21 protein-coding genes, 2 pseudogenes and 1 riboswitch are annotated in these 24498 nt (G+C 61.0%); of the genes and pseudogenes, 11 read left to right on the top strand and 12 right to left on the bottom strand.

Annotated features, from left to right (window positions below):
* Positions 1 to 33 precede the first annotated feature (33 nt).
* The 3 genes from ABD112_RS03690 to ABD112_RS03680 form a co-directional block, all read right to left on the bottom strand.
* Positions 34 to 609 carry a hypothetical protein gene (locus ABD112_RS03690; protein ID WP_343923275.1) on the bottom strand — a complete coding sequence of 192 codons (576 nt, stop codon included), beginning with the start codon at positions 607 to 609 and terminating at the stop codon, positions 34 to 36.
* The gene (locus ABD112_RS03685) at positions 606 to 1205 is read right to left on the bottom strand and encodes a helix-turn-helix domain-containing protein (protein WP_343923273.1); all 600 of its coding nucleotides are present in this window, start codon (positions 1203 to 1205) and stop codon (positions 606 to 608) included. Before ABD112_RS03685 ends, ABD112_RS03690 begins: the two co-directional genes overlap by 4 nt.
* A gap of 80 nt (positions 1206 to 1285) precedes the next feature.
* Positions 1286 to 4798: a TM0106 family RecB-like putative nuclease gene (locus ABD112_RS03680; RefSeq protein WP_343923271.1), complete on the bottom strand. Its 3513-nt coding sequence runs from the start codon at positions 4796 to 4798 to the stop codon at positions 1286 to 1288.
* Here ABD112_RS03680 and ABD112_RS03675 point away from each other — a divergent pair.
* The 7 genes from ABD112_RS03675 to ABD112_RS03645 all read left to right on the top strand — a co-directional run bounded on the left by ABD112_RS03675 (position 4797) and on the right by ABD112_RS03645 (position 9780).
* Entirely contained in the window at positions 4797 to 5042 is a 246-nt protein-coding gene (locus ABD112_RS03675; RefSeq protein ID WP_343923270.1) for a hypothetical protein, read from the top strand. The two genes, ABD112_RS03680 and ABD112_RS03675, sit on opposite strands and share 2 nt — an antisense overlap.
* Before the next feature lie 12 nt (positions 5043 to 5054).
* Positions 5055 to 5169: riboswitch (SAM riboswitch) on the top strand.
* Between the two features lie 13 nt (positions 5170 to 5182).
* A complete protein-coding gene (locus tag ABD112_RS03670; protein ID WP_343923268.1) occupies positions 5183 to 5896 on the top strand; it encodes a hypothetical protein in 714 nt (237 codons plus the stop codon).
* Between the two features lie 44 nt (positions 5897 to 5940).
* Positions 5941 to 6849 carry an endonuclease/exonuclease/phosphatase family protein gene (locus ABD112_RS03665; RefSeq protein ID WP_343923266.1) on the top strand — a complete coding sequence of 303 codons (909 nt, stop codon included), beginning with the start codon at positions 5941 to 5943 and terminating at the stop codon, positions 6847 to 6849.
* Positions 6850 to 6916: 67 nt separating this feature from the next.
* Positions 6917 to 7465 carry an acyl-CoA thioesterase gene (locus ABD112_RS03660; protein ID WP_343923265.1) on the top strand — a complete coding sequence of 183 codons (549 nt, stop codon included), beginning with the start codon at positions 6917 to 6919 and terminating at the stop codon, positions 7463 to 7465.
* A 113-nt stretch (positions 7466 to 7578) separates the two neighbouring features.
* On the top strand, positions 7579 to 8304 hold the full coding sequence (locus ABD112_RS03655; protein ID WP_343923263.1) for a response regulator transcription factor: 726 nt from the start codon (positions 7579 to 7581) through the stop codon (positions 8302 to 8304).
* Positions 8301 to 9308: a sensor histidine kinase gene (locus ABD112_RS03650; RefSeq protein ID WP_343923261.1), complete on the top strand. Its 1008-nt coding sequence runs from the start codon at positions 8301 to 8303 to the stop codon at positions 9306 to 9308. The genes ABD112_RS03655 and ABD112_RS03650 overlap by 4 nt, the downstream gene beginning before the upstream one ends.
* Positions 9309 to 9435: 127 nt before the next feature.
* Entirely contained in the window at positions 9436 to 9780 is a 345-nt protein-coding gene (locus ABD112_RS03645; RefSeq protein ID WP_343923259.1) for a hypothetical protein, read from the top strand.
* Between the two features lie 112 nt (positions 9781 to 9892).
* Here the strand turns inward: ABD112_RS03645 and ABD112_RS03640 are convergent, their stop codons facing one another.
* The gene (locus ABD112_RS03640; protein WP_343923257.1) at positions 9893 to 10786 is read right to left on the bottom strand and encodes a LysR substrate-binding domain-containing protein; all 894 of its coding nucleotides are present in this window, start codon (positions 10784 to 10786) and stop codon (positions 9893 to 9895) included.
* A gap of 127 nt (positions 10787 to 10913) precedes the next feature.
* Between ABD112_RS03640 and ABD112_RS03635 the strand changes: the two genes are divergently transcribed.
* Both ABD112_RS03635 and ABD112_RS03630 read left to right on the top strand, forming a co-directional pair.
* Complete coding sequence (locus tag ABD112_RS03635) at positions 10914 to 14384, top strand: bifunctional proline dehydrogenase/L-glutamate gamma-semialdehyde dehydrogenase (protein ID WP_343923255.1); 3471 nt, start codon at positions 10914 to 10916, stop codon at positions 14382 to 14384.
* A gap of 53 nt (positions 14385 to 14437) precedes the next feature.
* A complete protein-coding gene (locus ABD112_RS03630) occupies positions 14438 to 15250 on the top strand; it encodes an aldo/keto reductase (protein WP_343923253.1) in 813 nt (270 codons plus the stop codon).
* A gap of 41 nt (positions 15251 to 15291) precedes the next feature.
* Here ABD112_RS03630 and ABD112_RS03625 read toward each other — a convergent pair.
* Positions 15292 to 15753 (bottom strand): annotated as a pseudogene (locus ABD112_RS03625) (ABC transporter ATP-binding protein); the annotation flags it as partial.
* Here ABD112_RS03625 and ABD112_RS14585 point away from each other — a divergent pair.
* A pseudogene (locus ABD112_RS14585) lies at positions 15722 to 16129 on the top strand (histidine kinase); the annotation flags it as partial. The pseudogenes ABD112_RS03625 and ABD112_RS14585 sit on opposite strands and share 32 nt — an antisense overlap.
* A 24-nt stretch (positions 16130 to 16153) precedes the next feature.
* The gene (locus ABD112_RS14580; RefSeq protein ID WP_425563796.1) at positions 16154 to 17068 is read left to right on the top strand and encodes a LuxR C-terminal-related transcriptional regulator; all 915 of its coding nucleotides are present in this window, start codon (positions 16154 to 16156) and stop codon (positions 17066 to 17068) included.
* Between the two features lie 321 nt (positions 17069 to 17389).
* Here the strand turns inward: ABD112_RS14580 and ABD112_RS03610 are convergent, their stop codons facing one another.
* The 7 genes from ABD112_RS03610 to ABD112_RS03580 all read right to left on the bottom strand — a co-directional run bounded on the left by ABD112_RS03610 (position 17390) and on the right by ABD112_RS03580 (position 24410).
* The gene (locus ABD112_RS03610; protein WP_343923251.1) at positions 17390 to 19795 is read right to left on the bottom strand and encodes a hypothetical protein; all 2406 of its coding nucleotides are present in this window, start codon (positions 19793 to 19795) and stop codon (positions 17390 to 17392) included.
* Positions 19796 to 20235: 440 nt separating this feature from the next.
* Positions 20236 to 20631: a GntR family transcriptional regulator gene (locus ABD112_RS03605; protein WP_343923250.1), complete on the bottom strand. Its 396-nt coding sequence runs from the start codon at positions 20629 to 20631 to the stop codon at positions 20236 to 20238.
* A gap of 28 nt (positions 20632 to 20659) precedes the next feature.
* On the bottom strand, positions 20660 to 21130 hold the full coding sequence (locus ABD112_RS03600) for a LuxR C-terminal-related transcriptional regulator (protein ID WP_343923248.1): 471 nt from the start codon (positions 21128 to 21130) through the stop codon (positions 20660 to 20662).
* Complete coding sequence (locus tag ABD112_RS03595; RefSeq protein WP_343923246.1) at positions 21127 to 22242, bottom strand: tetratricopeptide repeat protein; 1116 nt, start codon at positions 22240 to 22242, stop codon at positions 21127 to 21129. The genes ABD112_RS03600 and ABD112_RS03595 overlap by 4 nt, the downstream gene beginning before the upstream one ends.
* Before the next feature lie 7 nt (positions 22243 to 22249).
* The gene (locus ABD112_RS03590; protein ID WP_343923245.1) at positions 22250 to 22471 is read right to left on the bottom strand and encodes a tautomerase family protein; all 222 of its coding nucleotides are present in this window, start codon (positions 22469 to 22471) and stop codon (positions 22250 to 22252) included.
* 215 nt (positions 22472 to 22686) lie between these two features.
* On the bottom strand, positions 22687 to 23106 hold the full coding sequence (locus tag ABD112_RS03585; protein WP_343923243.1) for a hypothetical protein: 420 nt from the start codon (positions 23104 to 23106) through the stop codon (positions 22687 to 22689).
* A complete protein-coding gene (locus tag ABD112_RS03580; protein ID WP_343923241.1) occupies positions 23103 to 24410 on the bottom strand; it encodes a serine/threonine-protein kinase in 1308 nt (435 codons plus the stop codon). Before ABD112_RS03580 ends, ABD112_RS03585 begins: the two co-directional genes overlap by 4 nt.
* Positions 24411 to 24498 lie beyond the last annotated feature (88 nt).

Genomic DNA, 24498 nt, shown 5'->3' with positions numbered 1-24498 from the left:
GCCAACAACCCCAACCATAGCGAGCTGCCTCGCTTACTGGCCCCGGTGCTCTTTTTCTCTTACTTCTCGCGCAAGCGCTTCTCTTGCCAAAATTGTCAGGTCGTCCCGGCCGTCTGTAAGCGACAGCGACTCTTCCCCAAGCACGTTGTAGGTCAGATCAACGATCTGCTCAGGTGACGTGAGGCCCAACGACCGGATGAGCGCCGTAATGTCTGAATAGTCTTTGCGGGCGTACCGCGCCATCTTCATCGCGAGGAGGGCGCGCTGCGATGCAAGCCGCAGCTTATGTCCGCGGAGTTCTACTTCGACGAAGTGTCGAGGATCCGTGGTGTCGAAGGTGATGAATGGTCGGGCGTTCTCATTGACCCAGTCGGGGTCTAACCCGTGCTCTACCGCCATCTGTCTGCCGATGCGTTTCACATGCTCGAACGGAGAGAAGAGTCCGTCAACGTCAGGAGTCAGCTGATCGCGGCCCAAGTGAATGGCCATCGCAGCGCCGCCGATAACGTACGCGTCAACCTCGAGACCCTCCGCTGCCGCCCGATCAAGTAGCTCCCCGAGCAATTCCGTGATCTCACTCGCGTTGAGCTGTCGGTAGCCGGCGCTCACGCGATCGCCCAGTCTTCAGCCCGCGAAAGAATGTTCTTCTTCAGGAACACGGCTGGGGTTCGGGCTCGCAGCCAGTCGCGAAACTCAGGCCCGGGGGCGTCGCCAGGTGAGGTCTCGTGCGGCAGCGGGGGCACGTCGGTCATCCATTCGGGCACTATTTGTCCAGCGCGTTCGAGGCCATAAGCGAAGGCGGTGGCGAGGAAGGTGTCCCACAGCGGAATCCCAATCAGTCTCGTCGGTTGCGCAATGGCCCACTCGGGAATGTGCTCCCCGCTCTCGCTCGCACGAATCAGGCGCCCTACGCCCTCTGTGAGATCCCGAATTGCCGACTCCGAATCATCCTTTCTAAGGCTTCGAGCCATCGCGCGGGACACCGTTGCTGCGGGAAGCAACTGAGCTACTCCTGTCGGCCGAGGGTCGATCTCCCAACCCGCTGCAGCAAGCAACTTCTGCATCGTCGACCACGTCGGATCGATCTCGTCGTGCTCTATGCGGCTGATCGTCGACTGCGCAATGCCCGCTCGGCGGGCGAGGGTGGCCTGGCTGATCCGTGCGCGGGTGCGCGCGGTGCGGATGGATTCAGCAGCGTGGGGCATCGCTATCCTCCTGATCGGCTCAATTTCGACTTAACTGTCATCATAAACCAGAAACTATGCTTATGTGCATAGCTTTTGGCTTATAGGTCCTCAACCAATGAGATAAACCGACTCAACGTCGCTACCCCTTCCGCCGACTGCGGCAGCGAGTCCAGCAGCGTTGGCGAGTAGACGAGATACGCAGCCCACTGGGCGCGCGAGATCGACACGTTGAGGCGATTGCGGGAGAGCAAGAAGTCGAGACCGCGGGGCACATCGTCGGCGCTGGAGGCGGCGAGGCTGACGATCGAGATCACTGCTTCTCGGCCCTGAAACTTGTCGACGGTGCCGACGACGACGCGCGAATATCCGGCAGCATCGAGACGGCCACGAATGAGTTCCACCTGAGCGTTGTACGGCGTCACCACGATGATGCCGTCCTCGTCGAGAGGTTTCGGGGTGCCACCGGCTTCCGCCGTCCACAGCGCGCCGAGGTGCTGGCGCACCAGCTCCACCACGCGATCAGCTTCCTCGCTGGAGTAGGTGGAGTTGTCGACGTGGGCCGTCGGCACCGAGTGCAGGCCAGGGGCGACGCCGGCGAGCATCCGCCCCTCTGTTGATGCGTGAGACCGCAGCACTCCGTCATAGGAGAGCAGCGAGACGGGGCGCGTGACGGCCTCATCCATGCGGCGACTCTCCTTAAGGAAGTAGCCAAAGTCATCCGGAAGCACCGCCAGACTGCCGATCACATGACCGAGCGCCGAACCATCGACCGGTGCCGGATGGATGCCCTGACTCACCTGCGGAAGCTGCTGCGGGTCGCCGAGAAGCAGGATTCGTTTCGCGCTTGCAGCAACACCGATCGTGTTCGCGAGAGAGAACTGCCCCGCCTCGTCAATGACGAGAAGGTCCAACTGTCCGGCCTGAACGCGCTTTCGGTTCGTCATGTCCCAGGCGGTGCCACCGATTACGTAGCCGGTCGAGTCGTACTCGCGCGCAAAGGCTGCGTGACCATCCTTCGGCAACTCGCTGAACGGACCCTCGGTGTAATAGCCCGGGCCGAACTCTCCCGGCACCGCCTTCGCGACGAGCTCGGGGTTGAGATTTGCGTCCAGCACCACGGCGTCGAGAACGTTCTCCACGACCTTGTGCGATTGTGCGGTGACCCCGATCTTCCAGTGGTGCTTCTCCGCCAACTCCTGGATGACATGGGCGGCGAGATACGTCTTGCCCGTGCCGGGTGGGCCCTGTACTGCGAGATAGCCACTCTCCCTCGAGAGGAGTGAGGCGATGACGGCGCGCACACCGTCATCCGCACTCTTCATGGGCTCGAGCGCGCTCGCCGCAGCGGGAGCTTTGCGTAGCAGAAGATCAGACATCGCGTCGTCAGGCCACGCAGGAGCAGCATCAACGACGGTGGCGCCCCACGACTCAATCGCGGCCACGATGCTGTCCGCCCGGGGTGGCGGCCCGGGAGTGATGTGGGTAGGCATTTCATCCCACGCCGGGATCTCATCCGGCCGAGATTCGACGACGAAAATGCCTCGGCCATCCTCGGCCGGGTCAGAAAAGCGCACGCCGCGAGCGACGCGCGAACCCGGACGGTGGCCCGGCGGCACGTAGGGGAGCGGGTCGCCGTAAACAAGGAACACGTCGCCGCCCGGTCGCGCCGCGCTGCTGCCCGGAGCCCACTGGCCGTGAAGGTGCAGATGGCGGCGTTCAGTGCGCTGCCTGCCCTCTTTGTGCCAGTCGCGGGCGAGAGACGCGCCCTCAACGAGGAAGACGCCGCGGGTGTCTTCCCACAGTTCGGAGGGCTGCTCGAGACGGTCGTAGTGCTCCCACCAGAAACTTTTGACCTCACACCGGTGATAATCGATGGCGGCTGCGGCCATTCGGTACGCGCTGGCAGCAGTGTCGTCGCCTCGCTCTTCCGCGCTGTCGCCGAGCGCTTGCAGCTCAACGTCGAGTGCGCTGGGTTCGAACGGCTGAACGGCGAGTTCCGCCTCGGCAGTGTCGACCTTCACTCCCTGCACCTCGGGCAAGGCCCGGAGCCAGTCCCGCAACTTCAGTGTCGAAACGCAGTCGTACTCGTTGTAGCTGGCGATCGCATCCCGAATCTCGGTGGCTCGCTCGGCATTGCCGTTCTCTGCTTCAGTGCAGGAGTCCACGTACTCATCGATGGAGTCGGCGGCGTTCGTCACCCCGGCGCGCTCATCGTCGCCCATATAAAGCGGCTCAAGTTTCTTGATGGAATACGAGGGCGTTCCGATGCGCAGTGCGCTCATCACCACGGGGTACAGGTCGACGAGCACAGCATCGCGGAGCAGCTGGTCGACGACATCCTCCCCTTCACCGTGTCGGGCGGCGATGCTCAGCAGGTGAGTTTTCTCATAGCTGGCGTAGTGATAGATGTGGAGCCCCGGATGCTGCAGCCGGCGCTTAGTCACAAAGTCGAGAAATTCCGTCAGCGCAATTCGCTCTTCTGCATGCGAGTGGGCCCAGAGGCAATCGAATTCGCCCTCGGCATCGACCCACCCGAAAAGGTAGTCGAGACCCCAGCGAGGTACGCCGCCTACCCCGGGTTCCGAATACATCGGGTCGCCCTCGAAGTCGAAGAAAAGGTCACCGGGGTTTGGTTCGGGTAGGTTCGCAATCGGCAGCGGGTTCACGACGACAACCGGCGGCATCGCATGCTCATCATCGGGGTCCACCGCGTGCTGCAGCTTTGCCTGAAGGTGAAGTTTCGCGAAGCTTGCCTTCGGGATGCTCAGTTCATCAGGCCGCTCAGGCGTCTCGGCTAGATCAGTAAGGGTGCGGATGCCCGCCGCCATGAACTTTGCCCGTTGACCCGCGCGCAGCCCAGCGACCGTGAAGAGGTCGTCGGCAGTCTGAGCGGGGTCCTTACAGAACTTGCAGCGCCCATCTCGCGCATACCGCTCGTCATGCCAGCCGACCGGCTTGCCTCCCGCCCGGTGCTCGGCGATGATCGCGTGCATGCGCGACCGGCGGCGACGGAAAACCGGGGCGATGTCGGCAACCTCTGCCGTCTCTGACTCGTCATTGCCGAGGATCAGCTCAACGGTGCCATCCGCAGAAAAGCCGAGCTTCTGAAGCTGCTCGTGATACGCCGCCAACTGAAGAAGCGCGGTGACGCGCACATGGCGCGAAAGCTTCGAGTCAACCACGCGGTAGCTGCCATCTGGCTGCCTGACAAGAAAATCGGCGTAGCCAATGAACGGCAGCTCGGGGTCGGTCTCGTCAAAGAACACGCCCTGAAACACGACAGGCGCACCGCTCAGCAGGGCCTCCCGTGTGCGGGCTGCGTAGTCACGCAGGATGTCGGCGTCTCTACCGGACGGCTTATCGAATTCCACCATCGCGTCGCCGAACTCTGCGCGATAGCGATCCCGCAACCGTTCCTCGTGAACGTTGCCCAACCTTGCGGCCCGCATGAGCATCGCGTCGTCATCAGGCAGCGGATCAGTGGACCAGCCCAACCTTTTGTCGAGCACGCGCAGAAAACCGAACTCGCAGTTTGAGGCCTGGGTGAGATCGCTAGCGCTCGTAACGAGAGCGGTGTCGGTGCCGTTGTCAGGGCTAGGGAGAAGGTACATGTCAGAACCAGAATATGCTGGGCTGGCGACATCCGGCCCACCGGGAACGTTGGTGTTGACGACGCCCCAGAGTGTGATCCAGGTTCACGTAAAGCGTCGGTATGGTTCTCGTTCCATCGGTCTGGCTCATACCCGCACCTCACTGTTGATACCGCAGGCGATGACGCGCGGTTATGTCACGGTACCGCGAAGCATCTACGGCGTGAGCGGTGCGGTAGCCCCCAATGTCAGGGGTGCTCCCTAGTGTGATGATCACGTTCAAGAGTTGCGGCCGTTCAGTACCTGGCTGGCCGCACGGCAACCCGATCCATCGAGCGGGTGCCCCAGGGGAAGAACGGGCGGCTCGTATTCTCGAGCGGCAAGCTCGACGGATAGGAGCATCCAATGCCCGACAATCTCGACTCCCTGGGGATCTTCAAGATCCCCGCCTCGGCAACTTGGGACACCATCACAGCTGGGCTACTCGCACGGGTCGACGCGCTCGAGTTCGGCCACCTCATCGAACTCGGCTTCACAGTTGGTAACCGAGAGGTCGCATGGGTGACGGTTTATCGTTCCGCTGATGATGTTGTTTTGGCGAGCGGCCCGCACGGTCCTTACGAGTCACCCAACCGCCAGTCGTGGAGCTGGGATGCCGTCGACGAGCCCGAACAGCCGGCCCGATCGACCCTTATCGCCTCAACAGTGACCACCTTCCTGAGGTCACTCGATGACATCCCGTCCGACGAGCAATCGCTGAGCCTAGACGGAACGGTACATTTTCGGGTAGCAACCCCGGCGAGCGGATTCGTGAATCGAGAGCCGCAGTGGGACTCCTATGCTCAGCACCGCACCGGGGCTCAGCTCGACAAACTGTTGCATTATGGCCACTTCATCCCCATGGGTAAGGGCTATACGCAGCAACACGTCGAAGAGAACTTTCCGGGATGGACGTGGAGTGGACTGCTCGAGGTTCTCAAAGCTGCTGATGTCTTCGTGGGTCGAGGAGGCACGCCCCCTCGATGCCAACCGACCGTCAAAGCGATCCACTTCACGGATGCTCGAACCTGGGCCGTTGAGTGGCTCAGTGGGGAAATCACCCGATCCGCGTGCCCCTGAACGGCTGATGGGCGAAACTCGCCGACGCCCAATAAGCTGGAACTATGACCGGCAGCCGAACCCTACGGCCGAGACGTCTCTTGGCGTTGGCACCAGAGCGCGAGCCCAAGTTGGCATTCCCGCCGAGCGGGAGTTCTCTGATTGGCCCGGTCGTCGCTCCCGGTCTGCATGTGATGACCTACAACATTCGTCGTCGCGGTCCAGAACTTTTGCCGCGCAGTCCCGACCTGTGGAGACGCCGCCAACCCCTGCTGAAACGGCTACTCGCCGTCGAACAACCGGCGTTAATCGGAGTGCAGGAAGCCCTCTTCCGCCAGGCGCGGTTTGTGCACCAGGCGCTGGGGGAGCACTTTCGCTCCATCGGCTACGGGCGCGAAAAGAACAAGGGCGGCGAAGGCTGCCCCATCTTCTACGACTCCCGACGCCTGCAAGTAATCGACTGGCGACAGACCGCGCTCTCTGACACGCCCACTGTTCCCGGCTCAACCTCCTGGGGCAACCGCACCCCCAGAGTTGTGGTTGAGGCGATCTTTCTCGACCTCGCCACTGGCACCCAGTTCCAGGCCGTGAACACCCACCTCGATCACAAATCCCGAACCTCGCGGCTGCGCTCGGCCGACGCACTGAGAAGCATCGTGCAGGCGTCACCCCATCCCACGATCATGACCGGCGACTTCAACACGGATGCCGACACACACCCCTACGATGCGCTCACCGGTCAAGGCCTGCTCGTCGACACCTGGAACACGGCCGAGGAGCGCCTCACGCAGGTGTGGGGAACGTTCCCCAACTATGGCCCGCCGAAGCATGACCGCAAACGTATCGACTGGATCCTCGCAACGCCCGGCATCACCACGGAGAAAGCAGGCATCAACGTCACGCGGTACGAAGGTGGGTGGCCCTCGGATCACGCACCGGTGCAGGCCGTTGTGCGATTTGCCGGGGACGAATAGGGCAACTCACTAGAGGTTCCGCACAAACGATTTAGAGAGTCGATCACGATTCACCTAATCTGAGCGAGTGAACCTGATCTTCCGCACCATCTTCCACCGCATCCTCAGCCCGCGTCGTTCGCCGTTGGGTGTCAGAGATGTCGGAAGCATGTCGTTCCGGGTGCTGCCGACCGACATCGACGTTCTGCGCCACATGAACAACGGCGTGTATTTCTCGATCATGGATCTCGGGCGCATGGATCTGCTGATTCGCGCCGGAAGCTGGAAGCACCTCACCGCTAAGGGCTACTACCCGGTGATGGCCAACGAAACCATCAGCTTTCGCAAATCCCTCGACCTGTGGAAAAAGTTCGACCTCGAAACGCGTGTTGTTGGCTACGACGAGAAGGCTGTTTTCGTGGAGCAGCGCTTCGTTGTCGATGGTCAAATCTATGCGCAAGCCATGACCCGCGCGCGGTTCTTGAAGAAATCGGGCGGCACAGTAAGCGTTGCCGAACTGCTGGAAACCATCGGATGGGATGCCCCAGCACCCGCAATGCCCGACTGGGTTCAGGAGTGGGCCGACCACGTTGCGCTGCCCGTCAGTCGCGCCGACGCTCCCAGCATCTGGGAGTAAGCGCTGAGCACGGAGTTCTGCCTCCGCGATTCGGCGTAGTTCGCCCGCGCGCCAGCACCTCTCTCACGTGGATCTCATCCGCGCAGCGGTAGCCTCAAGCAAGAGGGGGCCGCATGAAGGTGTTGATCATCGAGGACGACGTGCGTCTCGCCGATGTGATTCGTCGCACCCTTGCCGAGGCCGGATATGCGACCAACGTCGCCCACGATGTGCCGGGCGGCATCGAGGCGTACGAAGTAGATGCCACCTACGATCTTGTTGTTCTCGACCTCATGCTTCCCGGGCCTGGCCTTGCGACCGATGAACTCGGCGGCATGCGCGTGTGCCGACGCATCCGCGAAATCGACACCAGTGTGCCGGTGCTCATGCTCACAGCCCTGGATGGGATGCGCACCAAAGTGGAGGGGCTCGACGCGGGCGCCGACGACTACCTCGTGAAGCCATTCCACCTCGTCGAGCTACTCGCTCGAGTGCGTGCACTGTTGCGCCGCTCACCTCAGGCGCAGGCTCCGGTGCTTTCGGTAAGCGGGGTCACACTCGACGCATCGACGCGCACCGCCGAGCGTGCTGGGCGGCGTATTCAACTCACCGCCAAGGAGTTCGCCGTGCTGGAGTACCTCATGCGCAACGCTGGACGCATCGTCAGCAGCACCGAACTCATTGACCACGCCTGGGACAGCAACTACGAAGGTTTCAGTAACGTCGTGCAGACGTACATCCGCTACCTGCGTCAGAAGCTGACAGCTGGGGGCGAGCCAGATGTGATCGAGACGCGGCGAGGGTCGGGTTACGTGATTGAACAGAGCGCGACGGATCAGCAGTCTGGGCCGAGCGAATGATCTTCCGTCGAGCGATCCGTCGTCTCACCCTCGCCTATACCGCAGTGCAGTTGGTGTTGTTCGGCGCGTTTGCGCTCGCCGTCTACTTCTATGTGATCGGCACCTTCGATTTCGACACTGCCGACGTGCAGGGTGAGGGCGGTTTGGCGAGTGCCGAGCAGGGATTCGAGACGCTCAGAGGCGCTCTGGTTATGATCTATGTCGCATTGCTGCTGGTCGTGCCCATTTCTAGTTGGCTGATGGCCCGCGCGGCAATTGCCCCGGTGCGCCGCAGCTATGAACTACAACAGCGCTTCGTCGATGGGGCCTCGCACGAAATGCGCACGCCACTTGCGGTAGTCCAAGGCGAGCTCGAACTCGCACTCACCCGTTCGCGCACGCCCGCCGAATATGAGCGGGCGATCCGTGTGGCTGCTGACGCGACCGCCGGGTTGGTTCGGCTCACAAACGACCTCCTCCTACTCTCGCGGGGGGATTCGAACGAGCTTGCCGAATCATTTACCGAGGTCGAGATAGACGCACTGATCGTGGATGCCGCAGCCGAAGCATCCGCTCGCCAGCCTGCCCTTGCTGCCATCACCGTCGACCTGCCACCCGAAGGGATCGGACGTGCGCCGGGACGTGAGCCCGGACATGAGCCGGGACGTGAACCGGGCAGTGTGCGAGCACGTGGCAGCGAAGAGTTGCTGCGCCGAGCGATCAGCAACCTCATCGACAATGCCCGCAAGTTCACTCCTGCAGAAGGAACGGTGCGCGTGAGCACCCGGGTGCTCGGTGCGAGCGCGGTCATCGAGGTTCGGGACACCGGCATCGGGATGTCGGCTGCCGAACTCGCCCACGCCCGCGATCGCTTCTGGCGCGCCGATGCTGCCCGCAGCCGCGAAGGGCATGGGCTCGGGCTCGCGCTCGTCGACGAGATCGCCCGCGCCCACGGGGGGAGCCTTGGCATCAGTTCGGAGCTTGGCGTCGGCACCGTTGCCACTCTGCGGATCACGCTTCGCTGAACTCAAAGACACCTAGCCTGTGCCCCACCTGATGACTTTTCTGCTCTCATCTTGATCTCACGGCCAGATTCGTAACGTTGTTGTGTGGCCGCAGTACCGCTGCCAATACCAACGAAAGGATCAACTCATGGAGAAGAAGACCAAGGCAATTGGTGGGGCAGCGCTCGCGATCGTGCTGGCACTCGCCGGAGGCGCGACGCTCACCGCAGCAGCACAGGCTCCACAACCCACCAACCAGGTGCAGCAGGCCGGTAACGGTACCGACAACGGCATCGAGGACGGCACCAGCGATGGCGAAACTGCCGACGATGACGCCATCGAGAACGAGACGAATGACGGCGAGACCGCTGACGACGGCGTCGAGGACGGCACCAACGACGGCGAGACCGCTGATGATGGCCCCGGCGCCCAGAATGAAGACACTAGCGACGACGTAAACGGCGTTGAGGTCGAAGACGGCACTGCCGACTAACCTCCAGGCTCAGCGTCTTGCGGGCGGGTCGCACCTTCGGGCGCGGCCCGCTTCGTCGTGTCGCGGGCAACAACTGGTCAGCACCCGTGGGGCGGGTCAGTTAAGGGTTCCGCTACTCGGGGGCTAGTGCCTGAACGACCTGTTCGAGCACGGTTCGGCACGCCACGATCGATGGTCGGCTGACGCTCGAGTCGCGCACTGAGGTGAAGACGGTTCGGCGCGGCAGACCGGGCATGGGGCGCAACGCGACCGTAGGTGTGCGGGTGCCCCAGACGAGGCCCGGCAGAATTGCGGTGGCGTGGCCCGATTCGACGAGCCGGATGTGGGCCTGAAGGTCGGCGGTTTCGAAGCGCACGTCGGGTTCGATTCCCGCTCGCCGGCATTGCTGTTCTGCCCAGTGACGGGATGCGGTGCCGCGCGGTTCCATCACCCACGCGCTGCGGGAGGCGTCGGCAAGGGTGCTGATTCCACTGTCGATGGGTACGGCAAGGGAGAGTTCGTCGGCATAAAGCGGGATCATGTCGAGGTCGGGATGCCGGGGTGCTGCGTGCCCGGGGTACTGTTCGGCGATCACGAGGTCGAACTCGCGGGTCCAGGTTTCGAAGAGTGCGCTTTCGGGTTCGCGCTGGGTCATCTCGATGCGCAGTTGCGGGTGTTCGTTTGCGATAGCGCTGAGGGCTTGGGGGATGATGCCGAGGGCCGCCGATTGGAACACGGCCAAGCGCACGGTTCCGCGCACTTCGGTGAGGGAGGAATGGATCTCCGCTTCCATCAATTCAAGGCGTTCGAGGAGGGCGACGGTGTGCTCGACGAGCAGCTCTGCTTCGGGGGTGAGTTGCACGCGTCGGCCCGCTTTAACCAGCAGTGGAACCCGTGCTTCTTCTTCAAGGAGGGCCAGTTGTTGGGAGACTGCGGAGGGGGTGTAACTGAGTGCGCTGGCTACCGCGGCGATGGTTCCGCGCAGCTTGAGTTCGCGCAAAAGTCGTAGTCGTCGAACGTCGAGCATTTCTCCACCAATCGTTAATTTATTCTAACGTAAACCATGCGAATTCCGTCGCTTTTGCTAAAGGCACTGTGGGGTTCACACTGAGAGTTCCAGCCATTACCCCGTTCGGAGGCCTATTCTCGTGAGCATGTCAACTTTTACCGACAACCTCGATGCATCACACCAGCAGATTGCCGACCAAACAATCAGTACGGTGCGCCGATGGCTGGCAGAAAGCGAAGAGTTTCCGACCGATGCGAGTGCTACTCGCCTCGCCGGAGTCCTGAAGGACCCCAACGGTCTCGAATTCACCCTCGGCTTCATCGACACGGTTGTGCGCCCCGAAGATTTACGCGTCGCCGGTCGCAACCTTGAGCGACTCACCCACATCATCCCGGCGTTCCTGCCGTGGTACCTTCGCTTTGCAATTCTTGTCGGTGGAGGCTTTGCTCCACTGCTGCCCTGGGTAATCGTTCCGATCGCACGTCGGGTACTCCGCGGCATGGTGGGTCACCTCATCATCGATGCGACCCCGGCCAAGCTCGACAAAGCCCTCGTTCACCTGCGACGTGAGGGTGTGAACCTCAACCTCAACCTGCTCGGCGAAGCCGTGCTTGGTGATAACGAGGCAGACAACCGCCTTGCCGGCACGCGCGCACTGTTGCAGCGGGATGACGTTGACTACGTCTCCATCAAGGTGTCGTCGGTTGTGTCTCAGCTTTCCATGTGGGCCTTCGACGAGACCGTCGACCGTGTTGTCGACCGCCTCACCCCGCTCTACCTTCTCGCACTGAACGGTCCAGAGAAGAAGTTCATCAACCTCGACATGGAAGAGTTCAAAGACCTCCACCTCACCATCGCGGTGTTCGAGAAGCTTCTTGACCAACCAGAGCTGCTCGAACTCGAAGCTGGCATTGTTCTTCAGGCTTACCTGCCTGATGCCCTCGACGCGATCAAGGAACTCACCACCTGGTCGACGGCTCGTCGCGCTCGCGGCGGAGCCTCCATCAAGGTGCGCGTCGTTAAGGGCGCCAACCTTGCTATGGAACACGTTGACGCGGTCACCCACCACTGGCCGATGGCCACCTGGGGCACCAAGCAAGACAGCGACACCCACTACAAGCGAGTACTCGACTGGGCATTCACCCCCGAGCGCGTGGACGCCGTACGCATCGGTGTTGCCGGGCACAACCTGTTCGATATCGCCTTCGCATGGCACCTCGCTCAAGAGCGTGGCGTCACCGATGGCATTGAGTTCGAAATGCTGCTCGGAATGGCTACCGGTCAGGCCGAAGCAGTCAGGAAGGATGTCGGAAGCCTGCTGCTGTACACGCCCGTTGTTCAGCCGAGCGAGTTCGACTCGGCCATCAGCTACCTCGTGCGCCGCCTCGAAGAGAACGCCAGCACCGAGAACTTCATGTCTGGACTGTTCGAGCTTTCCAGCAACGAACACATCTTCGTGCGCGAGCAGGACCGTTTCTTGGCTTCGCTCGCGAACCTCAACACGCCAGCCCAGACCACCAATCGCGCGCAGAACCGCTCCACGCCTGCTGCGATCATCGGCGAACGGCCCTTCAACAATGTGGCAGACACCGACCCAGCCATTGGCGAAAACCGCACCTGGGGTCGTGCGATCCTGGCACGCAGCGGCGACTCCCAGCTCGGCGTTGACACCGTCAAGGCTGGCGCTGTCACCACTCCCGAGCAGATGAAGAGCATCCTCGATTCCGTCACGGCCGCCGGAGCGAACTGGGGCGGTATGCCCGCCGCAGAACGCGCCGCGATTTTGCACCGCGCCGGCGACGCGATCGAAGCCTCGCGTGCCCGCCTCATCGAGGTAATGGCTACCGAAGCCGGTAAGACAATCGCAGAAGGTGACGTAGAGGTCAGTGAAGCAATTGACTTCGCGCACTACTACGCCGAGCGCTCTCTCGACCTTGAGGCGATCGACGACGCTACGTTCGTGCCGTCAAAGCTCATCATCGTTACTCCGCCGTGGAACTTCCCGGTTGCCATTCCCGCTGGCAGCGTACTCTCGGCGCTAGCCTCGGGCAGTGGCGTCATCATCAAGCCAGCGAAGCTTTCGCAGCGCAGTGCCGCCGTAATGGTCGAAGCGCTCTGGGAAGCGGGCGTGCCGCGTGAAGTTCTCGCGTTCGTTGATCTGAAGGATCGTGAACTCGGTCGCGTCATGATTGCCGACCCCGCTGTTGACCGCGTCATCCTGACGGGGGCGTGGGAAACTGCCGCGATGTTCCGTTCCTGGCGCAATGACCTGCCGATTCTGGCGGAGACCAGTGGCAAGAACGCGATCATCGTCACGCCGAGCGCAGACCTTGACCTCGCCGTCGCTGACGTCACTAAGAGCGCCTTCGGACACGCTGGGCAAAAGTGCTCGGCGGCCTCTCTCGTGATCTTGGTCGGTTCCGTTGGCAAGAGTGAACGTTTCGAGCGTCAGCTTGTTGACTCGGTGCGCACTCTGCGCGTCGGCCTTCCACAGGACCCTCTCACCATGATGGGCCCGATCGTTGAAGCCGCCCAAGGCAAGTTGCTTAACGCCCTCACCACTCTCGCTCCCGGCGAGAGCTGGCTCGTGAAGCCGCGTCAGCTTGATGATGAAGGCAAGCAGTGGACTCCCGGAGTTCGCACCGGTGTCGTGCCTGGCAGCGAATTCCACATGACCGAATACTTCGGCCCCGTTCTCGGCGTCATGCGCGCCAAGGACCTCACCGAAGCGATCGCCATGCAGAACGCCGTGGACTACGGACTGACCGCAGGCATCCACTCGCTTGATCCAACAGAGGTCGCTCGGTGGCTCGATGAAGTTCAGGCCGGAAACGCCTACGTGAACCGCGGAATCACTGGCGCAATTGTTCGCCGCCAGCCCTTCGGCGGCTGGAAGCGTTCAGCCGTTGGCTGCCACGCCAAGGCTGGCGGACCCAACTACCTGATGACCCTCGGGCAGTGGGAAGCCGTTGAGCAGCCCGCCGCTCGCGACATTCAGGTTCGTGGCCTCAGCGATCAGGTGTCTTCGGTTATCAAGAAGGCGCAGTCGGGCATGGAATTCGACGAGTTCGACCGCGTTCGTCGTGCGGCCGAAAGCGACCAGCGTGCGTGGGAGACCGAGTTCGGTATTAGCCGTGACGTGTCAGACCTCGGCGTTGAGCGCAACGTATTCCGTTACCGCGCGGTTCCCGTCACCATCAGGCTTTCCGAGGGCGAATCCATGGGTCACCTGGTGCGGATGATCGCCGGTGCTGCTCGTGTTGGCTCGACCATTCACATCAGTTCCGCTATCCCGCTGCCGTCGCTGCTCACTGAGTTGTTCGAGTCAGGAAATGCTGCCGTCTCGGTTGCCGAAGTTCTTGTTGAATCGGATGCTCGCTGGAACGAACGCGCAGCCAAGGGTGAGCTCAACACCAACCGGGTGCGCCTCATCGGTGGTTCAGCTGTCGATCTTGCTGAAGCCGTTGAGGGAAACCCCGACGTGGCGGTGTGGTCGGGACCGGTCACCACTTCTGGTCGCGTCGAACTGTTGATCTTCGTGCAGGAGCAGTCGCTGTCGATCACGGCACACCGCTTCGGAAACCCCGACCCAGCAATGTCAGCACTCGAGGTATAACTCGCTAAAGCGAGTCCCGACGAATTATGGTGGCCGTCGTTTAGCCTAAGAAGATGATCTCTTCGATAGCGCTGAATGACGGCCACAGCATTCCCCAACTCGGTCTCGGTACGTGGCCACTGAGCGATGCTGAAGTCGCGATTGTTGTTCCGACAGCGATCGAACTCGGCTACCGCCACATCGACACAGCGGTGAAGTACGGCAACGAAGTGGGCGTTGGCGAGGGCATCCGGCGCAGCGGCATTGACCGCGACGAACTCTTCATCACGACCAAACTCGACGGCGAATTTCAGGGCGAAGACCGCGCAATCGACGGGCTGCGAGAGAGCCTCGAACGCCTCGATCTCGAATATGTGGATCTGCTGCTCATACACTGGCCGCTGCCCGAGCGTGGCGAATTTCTTTCCACCTGGCGCACCTTCGAGAAGCTGCACGCTGACGGCTTTGCCCGCTCAATCGGGGTCTCAAACTTTAAGCCAGCCCACCTTGATGTGCTCGCGGATGCTGCGACGACCGTTCCTGCGGTGAATCAGGTCGACCTGTCGCCGACCAACGCTCGCCTGGCCGAGCGCGCGTACCACGACTCCCGCGGGATCGTCACGGAAGCGTGGAGCCCGATCAAGGGCGTTCTCGACCAGCCCGTGTTGCTCGAAATTGCGGAAAAGCACGAACGTTCAGCAGCTCAGATTGCGCTGCGTTGGCACCTGCAGAATGGGCTCGTCGCGATCCCGAAGTCGATCAACCCTGAGAGGTTGGCCGACAATATTGCGATCTTCGACTTCGAACTCGATTCGCGTGACCTAGAAGCGATCGCCGCAATTGACGTTCCGGGGTCAGGCGTCGACTCCGACGTCACCGGGCACTAGCCCGCAGTAGCCCGCAGTAGCCGGCAGTAGTCGGCACCTCGCTACCCTGCGGTAACCAGCACCTCACTGCGCACGGTGGAGAGGCCACCATCGACCATGTTCACGACCGCGTGCATCCGCGGCAAGTGAACGAGATCGTGGGTGACGAGCAGCGTTGACGTGTTGCGTTCATTGGTCAGGTGCAGGATGAGATCGATGATGCTGGCACCGCGCTCCTGATCGGGAGCGCTGGTCGGTTCGTCAACGAGCAGCTCACGGGCATGTGTGGTGACGGCGGCACGCTGGCGGCGGCCATGGCGTGCGCCCAGTTCGTTCATCACGGCAAGCTGTTCGACTGCCGTCAGTGACGGAAGCAGATTGTCCTGTTGAAAGACGATACCGATGGTGTCGCGGCGCAGCACCGTGGCCTCCGTGGCTGACAGGTGGGCGGCATCCACATCATCGATCATGACGTGACCCGAGTCAGGTCGGATGAGGGTGGCGGCACTCGCGATCGTTGCACTCGGACTTCACCACGAGTGGACCATCGGGGGAGTCGTCGGCCCGCTCGTCGGCGCCGGTGTCGCGATCGTGATCGGCCTCGGCTACAAATCGCTCGCGGCCGAGGCAGCGGAACGAGAACTGTTGGTGAAGCAACTCCTTGAGACGCGCGACCAGCTAGCGCAAACGGAGCGCGAATCCGGTGTGCTGGCGGAGCGAGCGAGACTGGCGCGCGAGATACATGACACTGTGGCGCAGGGGCTGTCGAGCATCCAACTGTTGCTGCATGCGGCAGAGCGTGCTGACCCGGATGCTGCGGGCCTCGAGCATGTGCGCCTTGCCCGCGAGGCTGCCGCCGCCAATCTCGCCGAGACCCGCAATTTCATTCGGGAGTTGGCCCCGGCTGCCCTCGTGGAGCAGGGGATGGGCGCGGCGCTGCGGCGCTTGGCGGAAACTCAGTGGCAGAGCCCTGAGCGCGAAGTGTGCGTGCGTGTTGCCGATGCGCTTGACCTGCCGATGCCCGTGCAGACTGCGTTGTTGCGGATTGCGCAAGGGGCAATGGCGAATGTCGTGAAGCACTCCGAAGCGACGCAGGCCACGATCTCGATCGAGCGCGACCATTCGGATGTTCGGCTCACGATTTCTGACAATGGGCGTGGCTTTGACCCCGAGGGGGTAGAGGCTGCCTCGGCTCGCGGCTTCTCTGATTCGTTCGGGCTCACGGCGACGCGCGAACGGGTCGAACAGTTGGATGGAACGCTCACCGTAGACTCACAACTCGGTGCTGGCACCACGGTTATTGTCAACCTGACGCTGACCCCACCGGTTGAGGCTTTTGCTCTCGTGCAGTCAGCGAACCCGAGAGTCATTCTGATGGATTTGCAGTTCGGAGCGTTGGAGTCTGGGGCGGAGGTCACACGCCGCATCCGTGCGCTCGATGCGGCCCCGTATGTCTTGATTCTCACTAACTACGACACCGATGGCGACATTCTGGGTGCTGTTGAGGCCGGGGCCAGTGGGTATCTGCTGAAGGATGCACCACCCCATGAGGTGATTGCGGCAGTGCGTGCGGCGGCTGCGGGGGAGAGCGTTTTGGCTCCGGTGATTGCTGGCCGGTTGCTTGATCGTATGCGGGCACCGCAGGTCAGTCTCAGTAAGCGTGAGATTGAGGTCATGGAGTTGGTGGCTCAGGGCAAGTCGAATGCGGCGATTGCCGGGGAGATGTTTGTTTCGCAAACAACGGTGAAGTCGCACCTCGTGCACATATTCTCGAAATTGAATGTGTCGTCGCGCACTGCCGCAGTGTCGAAGGCGCGCGAGCTTGGGGTGCTGCGGTAGCTCGCTAGGCTTTGAGCCTCGTGAGCGTGGGCTGGCGCCTGCGCTCGCGCGGCGTCGCTGTTTCCCGAGCGCTACGCAGTGGATTGGTGTTCTGCCATTTTCTCAAGCGGCGGTTGGAACTTTCTAGCCCATGCGCAGTCAGCTCGGAGACTCTGTGGTGCGGGAGATCCCTTGGAGTACTTGAGCCCAACGAGGAAAAGCGTTTAGGAGAGGTCGGTAAGCGGCACGCATTTACTGACTCCGCGTTTGTGAAACTTAGCGAAGACCGCCACTTGCTCTGGTTTGAGACACCAATTATTTGCGTCTGCCCGACCAACTGAGCTATACAGGAAGTCGGCCTCTCACCTTTCTAAGGTCGGCCCATAGTGCCTTTGCCGTATCCTCCCAGTTCCAGTCCGGACTGTTCGGGACATAGGTCCACTGTTCATCGAGATAGCCGAGTATCAGCTCCGCCCTGTCGAGCCTCTGGCGGAGGTCAAAGGACTCCGCTATCCCTGGGCGGACGTGGTCATCCAGAATCGAGATGTCCACAGAAATTGCATCGATGTAAGTGAATTTTTGTATAAGGGTCTTGTAGCAGTAAGCGCCTACCGTAGTGATCCGAAAAACTTCTTCGTGCGCCGCCTTACCGTACTTTCCAGTCGAATCAATGAGGCGAAAACGAAGAGCGTACTCGAGGCATTCAGCGATTTCCAATGCTTCGAACCCGAGGCTCTGGAGATAGCGATAGACCTCGCCCGAAGCTACATAACCGTGATCGGTCTCAAGTTCACCTGCTTTCTGAATGTGCGCGAGACACAAGGGAAGGATGAAGTGTTCTTTTGGGTCTCTCCTGGTCAGGCGAAAGAGATTGGGTACCGGGGACGAATCAGGATCGTAGTACCTGTTGTCGCCGAACATGATTGATCGGAGAAACTCGTGATCCGGAATTGTATAGCGCCCGACACGCTTTTGGACTTCGATTATTTTCTGTGTATTGATATGCCCGCTACCAACAAAGTCGGTTACGAATTGAAGCGCCATACGCATATTGCCCCCCGCCAAATTATCTACGACGCGAACAAACGGGACATTCGCTCTTAGATTGTCCGACAAGGTTTGCAAGAACAACTCCAGTGTCTCGCTATCAACCTGAACGCCGTTGGGAAACGAATTCAGTCGGCCGGCGTCCCGTAATTGCTTAAGAGCGAAGTCGATTCGAAGGCTCAGCATGACGTCGGTACGTGGCGGAGATATCGTGAACACACGCGGGTGATATCCAGAGATCGCACCTTCTCTTTCTGAGGTGTAGAACGTCTCGGGACGCAGCGCGACAAAGACTGTGGCTGGCCAAGTTCGGGCCAGCTCGTTTGCGATCAAGAACACATCATTCTGATCTTGCGCGTTTCGCTGATCGACATTATCGAGAAATATCACTACCTGCCGGCGCCAGGACGACTTGATCCAGTCGAAGGCTTTGCGTAGGTAGTTCGACCGATCGGCCATTTCATTTTTGAGGAACTGAATGCGTGCGGATCGATATGCGGCCTCATCCACGTCTCTCAGTGATCCTTCGGGAGATTCGTCGAAGAGGGACAATTCTTTCTTTAGAGCGCGCTCCGCGAACTTGAGGCCGAGAATGTTGGTATCATATGTGTCGCGAAGTTGGGCTACGCAAGCATCAAGAACATGTTCTGAGAGGGATTTCAATGTTGAAGATGCGCCGAAGTCGACGTAAAGACTGATGCTTTCTCCCAATACCTCTTTGGCATCGATATGAATGAGTCGTTCGATAAACGTGCTCTTGCCCGATCCGACGTCACCCAGAAGAATTATCGGTCTGTTCGAGAGCGCGGCCTGCATTACGTCAGAGGTGAAGCCAGGCGACACTCCCTTGCGGCCGCTAGCCTCGTGCACCGAAGCACTGCCAGCGTCCGTGAGTAATTCATAACGAGTGGCCAGAATTTGTTTGCTGACTTCAGCGTATTGGGACAGCGCGCCGCTTGAGGCGTAGCACTCTCGAAGGAAGTCCTCCTGTAGCCCCTCTAGATCCTCTAGATCTCCAAGAAAGAGGTCGCTGAGGATCTGGAGTCCAGTTTGGAGTTCGTTTCGGCGTTGACTGCCCGGGTAATCATGTAGCCGAAAGGCTAACGGATCTGGAGGAAAGGGAACGGACGATTGAAGTGTCTGATGAAGAACTCGGTTTGCGATCCCGGACGGGGACAAATTATTCCAAAGAATGAGCAGGTCATCGAGAAGTGCTTTTTCACTCCCGAAGATGAGGGCACGTCCTTGGAGCGGAGCTAGCCCGTCAGTTCTGGATGCGAAAAACACGATCAACTGATGACCGTTAAAAGCGCAAGCTATAGGTACGCCTCTTTCCTGTGCGTACCGCGAAGCCTGCTCGAGAGCCTTTTGCAAGCTCTTCCCTGACGCAGAGCCCGACAAAATTGATGGGATAGAGACAACGGCGGAGGTCGCGCTATTCGGAAGCTCGAAATTTAGACCGGCCCGCTTTGCTTCTAGGACGAATTGCGCACCCGAGCTGCCAACGCAATAGTCCATATAACCGCTCTCGGTATGCAGTTCATTTTGGATCGCCCGCTGTGGCCATTGAAGGACGTCGGTAAGCAAGGTGTCAATTACTCTGAAGCGTGTGTCCGCCTCGTTCGCCTGGGATTCGCGGGCCTCTTCGATTATTGGCGCGAGTGACGTCATTGCCTGGTATGCCAAATCAAAGTTCTCCATGATCGAACGCTACCGGACGGGATAGAAGGATGGCCTCGTCAAAACGCAAGGTTCTGTGTCTTGGCCATGCTCATTTAGAGGGTGCGATCTTGAACGAGCTGTACGGGCCCTCCGCTCCGAACTATGTCTAGACAGCTGGAGCGTGCCAGACGGCGTGTGCATGGTCTCTTCTCGGTAAGCTCTAGCTCTGGTGGAGTAAGCATGCCTCGGAGTAACGCCCTTTCTCTCTGTCCGACGACGAAATCCCGCCATGACATGCGGCCCTCATTTTCTCGACGGCGCAGCATTCATGGGAAAAAGAGTGGCTGGAAGCGGTTCACGCCCCTTGCCAAAATGCAGCGAATGGGAAGCGTCCGCCATCTTAAGCCCGCGATCTAAACAACAACCGCGCTTTCCGCTTCTCTGAGTCGGTAAGCAGGATAGCTAGCTCCGCGTCGAGACTATTTCTGAAGCGCGATGGTGATGAAGCGGAGCGCTTCGTCTGCGCTGATAGCGAGTTCTGCTGCGCGGTTGGCATAGGCCTTCGCATCGAGCTGGAGCAGTGCTGCAGCATCGCCGGGTCGTGCTTTCACGACGGTGCCGTTGCGACCGCGTGACAGCAGAAAGCCGTCGGCTTCAAGTTCGCGGTAGGCACGCGCAACAGTGTTGGGGGCGATGCCGAGGTCGCTCGCGAGCTGGCGCACGGTAGCGAGCTTGGTGCCGGCAAGGAGTTCACCGTTCGCGATCTGGGCGATGGCTTGAGCCTTGATTTGCTCGAACGGCGGAATGGACGCCGAGGTATCGATCTCGAAAGTGACAGCACTTTCGGTCGGTGTGCGACGCCACGATTCAGCCATGCCCGATTCTCTCATACGCGGTTTTGGGTCAGCTCTCGGTGGAGGGCTTGTTCATTCCGAGCTCGTTCAGCGGAGAGCCGTCGAAGGGCATTGGTTTGTGCTCAACGGGGCAGTCGAGAATTGTCTCTGGCGTTGAGTGGTCAATGAAGTGCTCAGAAATCGGCCGCCCACACACGGGGCAGACCGCGTCAGCGACCTTCTCGACGACATTCTCGTAGGGTCCAAAATCTGGCGTGCCAAGAATAGGAAAGAGCTTTCGGTTTAGCCAATCTATGAAGCCGACGTAGCCTCCCGGGCCAGACGTCTCATCCTCGCCTTTAGCGTGCTCGTGTTCGCTCAGCACGAGCGACACCGCGATCTCGGGGTTGCTCAATCCTTGAGACACCAACCGTGATACCTCGAGTTCGCGGGGGGAAAGTTGACCATCGAATGGTTCGCCAGCTGCTTTAGCGAGCCGGCGTGCATGCGCCAAATCGTCATCCGCAGACAGCTCGGTCAAGACATCTGTTGCGAGCGCGAGGTGATGCTGGGTTGCAGACCTGTCACCCGTCGCGAGAAGCTCCTCCGCAAGGGAAAGCCGAGTGTGGGCTTCGTCAAAGCGGAGGCCATCAGCGAATCAGTGCGCGTCAACTCTGCGGTGAGGCGGAGCTCGTCCGCGAGAAGCTGCGCTTCCTCCACCTCGCCTGCGGCCTGCGAGGCGACTACCGCAAGGTAGAGCACGTCTGCGCGAACAACGCGGCTATTCTGCGGCAGCCGATCCAAGAGGCCCCGGATTGCTGTCCACGCGCTCGCAGAGTCGCCACCGGCCAGGTGTATCCGAGCGAGCCGGCTGATCGCCACGGGGTGGAACTCAGCCTGTGTAAAAAGAGACTCCGCCTCATCCAATCGACCCTGGCGGCGGCGTAGCTCTCCCAACTGCACCACCGCCTCGAGCCGGGAAGTGCGTTGTGACCCCGAGAGCCGTTCAATGACCCCGGTAAGTTCGCGCTCAGCTTCGCTCCATGACCCGCGGGCCACCTGGACGGATGCATATTGGATGCGGCACACGTTGAAGAGGGGCGCGAGATTGCGTTCGGCGCAGATCGCTTCGACACGGCGACACCAGTCAGCCGCTCGCGTCACGTCCCTATTGCGGTTGCACACGATGATGAGCCAACAGCACACCTTCCCCATCCACATAGGGTCGACGACATCGCCAGATGTCGCAGCCGCTACCGACGCGTCGAGCTTGGCCATGCCACCCTCGACGTTTCCTACACTCGTCATTGCGACGCCCTGGAGTGCCATACCGACTACCTCAAGGAGCGACTCGGCCCGCGTCCACCAGCCGAGTGCCACAGCCTCGCCATGGCCGAACAACAGCGAGTCCCAGGCCAGGCTGGTGGCAGCACGCGCCGCACCGAGCGAGTCGCCGAGCTCGCGGTGACGCCGGTATGCCGTCTCTCGGGAGCCGACACACGTTGCGCCTTCGTCTAGCCACCAGGCGGCCTGGGCCAAGCCCTCGTAGGCAAGGGGATCCGCAGTTTCCTCCGCCACAGCGAGAAATGCGGTTCGTGCGACCTGCCACGAACCGGCGTCTAATGCTGCTTGGGCCGACGAAAGGGACGTCATCCCTTCATTATGGCCCTCCCTCCGCCGACGCCTTCACGTCTGCGGTAGAGAGCGGGTTGCCGGCGATGCCCCAGCTGCCGCTGCGGACCTCTTCGACAACACACCACGTGACAGCACGCATGTTCTCGCCCTCGATTCCCACCATGGCATCGGTGAGCTTCTGAATCATTTCCTTCTTCTGGTCGTCACTGAAGACGTTCTCGATGACTTTGACCTGGATGAACGGCATTTCAGTCTCCCTCTGTAGCGGCTCCACGCCTTGCGGAGCGTCTACAACAACTCTGAGCCGCGCAGCAGATCCGCGCCTCGGCAGGACAGGCCATCTCTGCCTTGAGGGTCACTGGCCCGATCGGGTCACAGTCGCAAGAGTCGTGGGCGCTCGCCCGGGTCTACGGCAACACCCACTGGGTGCCATCAGAAAGCCAAAGGAAAAGGAAGTGCGCCCTAATCGTCTTTTTTGTCTTCCTTGTCTTCTTTGCTGCCCTTGTCGCCCGACTTGCCAGGGTCCTCTTCGGTCTGTGTTGGTTCCGGTTCCGGTTCCGGTTTGGGCAGGGCGGCGGTGAGGTCGGCACGAACGAGGTCGATTGACGCCTGAATCCGGGCACTGCGATCAGCGCTTATCGCGCCGGATGCGGTGTCTTCCTTCAGCTGTGCCTCGAGGGCGTCAAGAGCGGCGAGGGCGCCGGCGGGGTCGCCAGCGGCGGCTGCCTCGGTAACAAGGGAGACGGATTCCTGCATTTTCGATGCTGCAGCAGAGTCGAGCTCAGGCTCGGTCGGCGCACACCCGGTGAGTGCTGCGGTGACCAGTATCGCCGCGCATGTTACAGCGACGACTCGAGCGGCCACATGTCTCACAACGCTCATGGTGTCACGCTTTCCTGAAGCTGTTTGAGGTGTGTTCCAAGCTCGCCGGATACCTCCGGATAGGTCGGCGCGGGTGCGGCGGCCGGAGGCTGGGAGTTCGACCAAGCAATCGAACCAACTGTTGCGGCAATGACGACGATGGCAGCTATAGCGAAGCCGATGGTCTTTTTGCGGGTAGGTCCGGCCGGGCGCTTCGGTGCGATGACTTTCGGTTCCGGGCGGCCGGGCGAGGGAGTCGCAACTCGTGTTGGTGCCTGGGTCGACGCTTCTGACCGGCTCAACACCTCGGTTGCACCAGTCACTACCGCGGTATATGCCTTGGTCGCCTGAAGCGCCGTTCCACCCTCATCGCCATCGCCATCGCCATCGCCATCGCCATTGCTAGGCGAGTCGAGCGTGTCGATCGGGGCGACGAAGTTCGCATCCGTGCCCTGGTGCGAGCTGGCAAGCTCTCGCAGCGCGACGGCGACTTCCATGGGAGGCGGCCGATGTTCAACATCGAGCGCTGTCATATTTGTCAGAAGCTGGGCCCAGACCTCGCCTAAGGTGTCCGGCACGGTTGGCGTGCTGTTCAATCGCGCGCTTATCGTTTCGATGGCGCTTCCGGGGAAAGCTTTTTCGCCGGTCAGGGCTTCCAACAGCACGAGACCGAGCGAGTAAACATCGGATGCTCCTACCGTCTCACTGCCCCGCGCCTGTTCCGGGCTTAAGTAGCTCGCGCTGCCGATGATGAGGCCAGTTGAGGTCAGTCTGGTGCCGTCGACCAATCGAGCAATGCCAAAGTCGGCGAGCTTCGCGTGAAATTGGCGGCCGGGGAGTTCCGAATGCGCCAGCAGGATGTTGGCCGGCTTGACGTCCCGGTGCACGATTCCCCGGCCGTGCATGTAATGCAGGGCCTCCGCAATATCGGCGCCGAGATGCGCGACCAGCCCTGGCGGACGCGGCGCTGTCATCACCTCGCTCAGGTTCGGCCCGTCAACGAACTCCATCACGAGAAACACACGATCAGCGGTCTGTGTCTTCTCAGTACCCGCGTCGAAAAGGGTCACTAGTGCATGGTGGTTGAGCGCTGCGAGGGTGTCGATTTCGTTGTGTTGGCGGCTTATTTCGTCGGGATCGGCCATCCCCGGCAGCATCAGCTTTACGGCGACCTCACGCGGCAGCGACTGGTCGACGGCGCGGTATACCGAAGCCATGCCCCCGCGCCCGATGAGGCTGGTCACGCGGTAGCGCCCGCCGATCACGCTGTCGATGATCTCGTCATCCCTGTTCGAGGATGGTCGAGCAGATTTGCCAACCGGCACGCGAACCTCCTAAGTCCTGACCAAGCGATTGTAGACGAGTTAGCCGGGTCTGCCTCAGCTGTGCGCTCTCGGAGCTCGTAGCACAGGG

Source organism: Rhodoglobus aureus (genome assembly GCF_039527955.1).
GTDB classification, from domain to species: domain Bacteria; phylum Actinomycetota; class Actinomycetes; order Actinomycetales; family Microbacteriaceae; genus Rhodoglobus; species Rhodoglobus aureus.
The sequence above is the reverse complement of the archived record's forward strand: the minus strand, read 5'-3'. Positions and strand labels throughout refer to the sequence as shown.

Bases quoted from the DNA above. Each gene is read 5' to 3' on its own strand.
- ABD112_RS03685 (WP_343923273.1), bottom strand. From the start codon at position 1,205: ATGCCCCACGCTGCTGAATCCATCCGCACCGCGCGCACCCGCGCACGG.
- ABD112_RS03675 (WP_343923270.1), top strand. From the start codon at position 4,797: ATGTCAGAACCAGAATATGCTGGGCTGGCGACATCCGGCCCACCGGGA.
- ABD112_RS03680 (WP_343923271.1), bottom strand. From the start codon at position 4,798: ATGTACCTTCTCCCTAGCCCTGACAACGGCACCGACACCGCTCTCGTT.
- ABD112_RS03670 (WP_343923268.1), top strand. From the start codon at position 5,183: ATGCCCGACAATCTCGACTCCCTGGGGATCTTCAAGATCCCCGCCTCG.
- ABD112_RS03665 (WP_343923266.1), top strand. From the start codon at position 5,941: ATGACCGGCAGCCGAACCCTACGGCCGAGACGTCTCTTGGCGTTGGCA.
- ABD112_RS03655 (WP_343923263.1), top strand. From the start codon at position 7,579: ATGAAGGTGTTGATCATCGAGGACGACGTGCGTCTCGCCGATGTGATT.
- ABD112_RS03650 (WP_343923261.1), top strand. From the start codon at position 8,301: ATGATCTTCCGTCGAGCGATCCGTCGTCTCACCCTCGCCTATACCGCA.
- ABD112_RS03645 (WP_343923259.1), top strand. From the start codon at position 9,436: ATGGAGAAGAAGACCAAGGCAATTGGTGGGGCAGCGCTCGCGATCGTG.
- ABD112_RS03640 (WP_343923257.1), bottom strand. From the start codon at position 10,786: ATGCTCGACGTTCGACGACTACGACTTTTGCGCGAACTCAAGCTGCGC.
- ABD112_RS03635 (WP_343923255.1), top strand. From the start codon at position 10,914: ATGTCAACTTTTACCGACAACCTCGATGCATCACACCAGCAGATTGCC.
- ABD112_RS03630 (WP_343923253.1), top strand. From the start codon at position 14,438: ATGATCTCTTCGATAGCGCTGAATGACGGCCACAGCATTCCCCAACTC.
- ABD112_RS14580 (WP_425563796.1), top strand. From the start codon at position 16,154: ATGGGCGCGGCGCTGCGGCGCTTGGCGGAAACTCAGTGGCAGAGCCCT.
- ABD112_RS03610 (WP_343923251.1), bottom strand. From the start codon at position 19,795: ATGGAGAACTTTGATTTGGCATACCAGGCAATGACGTCACTCGCGCCA.
- ABD112_RS03605 (WP_343923250.1), bottom strand. From the start codon at position 20,631: ATGGCTGAATCGTGGCGTCGCACACCGACCGAAAGTGCTGTCACTTTC.
- ABD112_RS03595 (WP_343923246.1), bottom strand. From the start codon at position 22,242: ATGACGTCCCTTTCGTCGGCCCAAGCAGCATTAGACGCCGGTTCGTGG.
- ABD112_RS03590 (WP_343923245.1), bottom strand. From the start codon at position 22,471: ATGCCGTTCATCCAGGTCAAAGTCATCGAGAACGTCTTCAGTGACGAC.
- ABD112_RS03585 (WP_343923243.1), bottom strand. From the start codon at position 23,106: ATGAGCGTTGTGAGACATGTGGCCGCTCGAGTCGTCGCTGTAACATGC.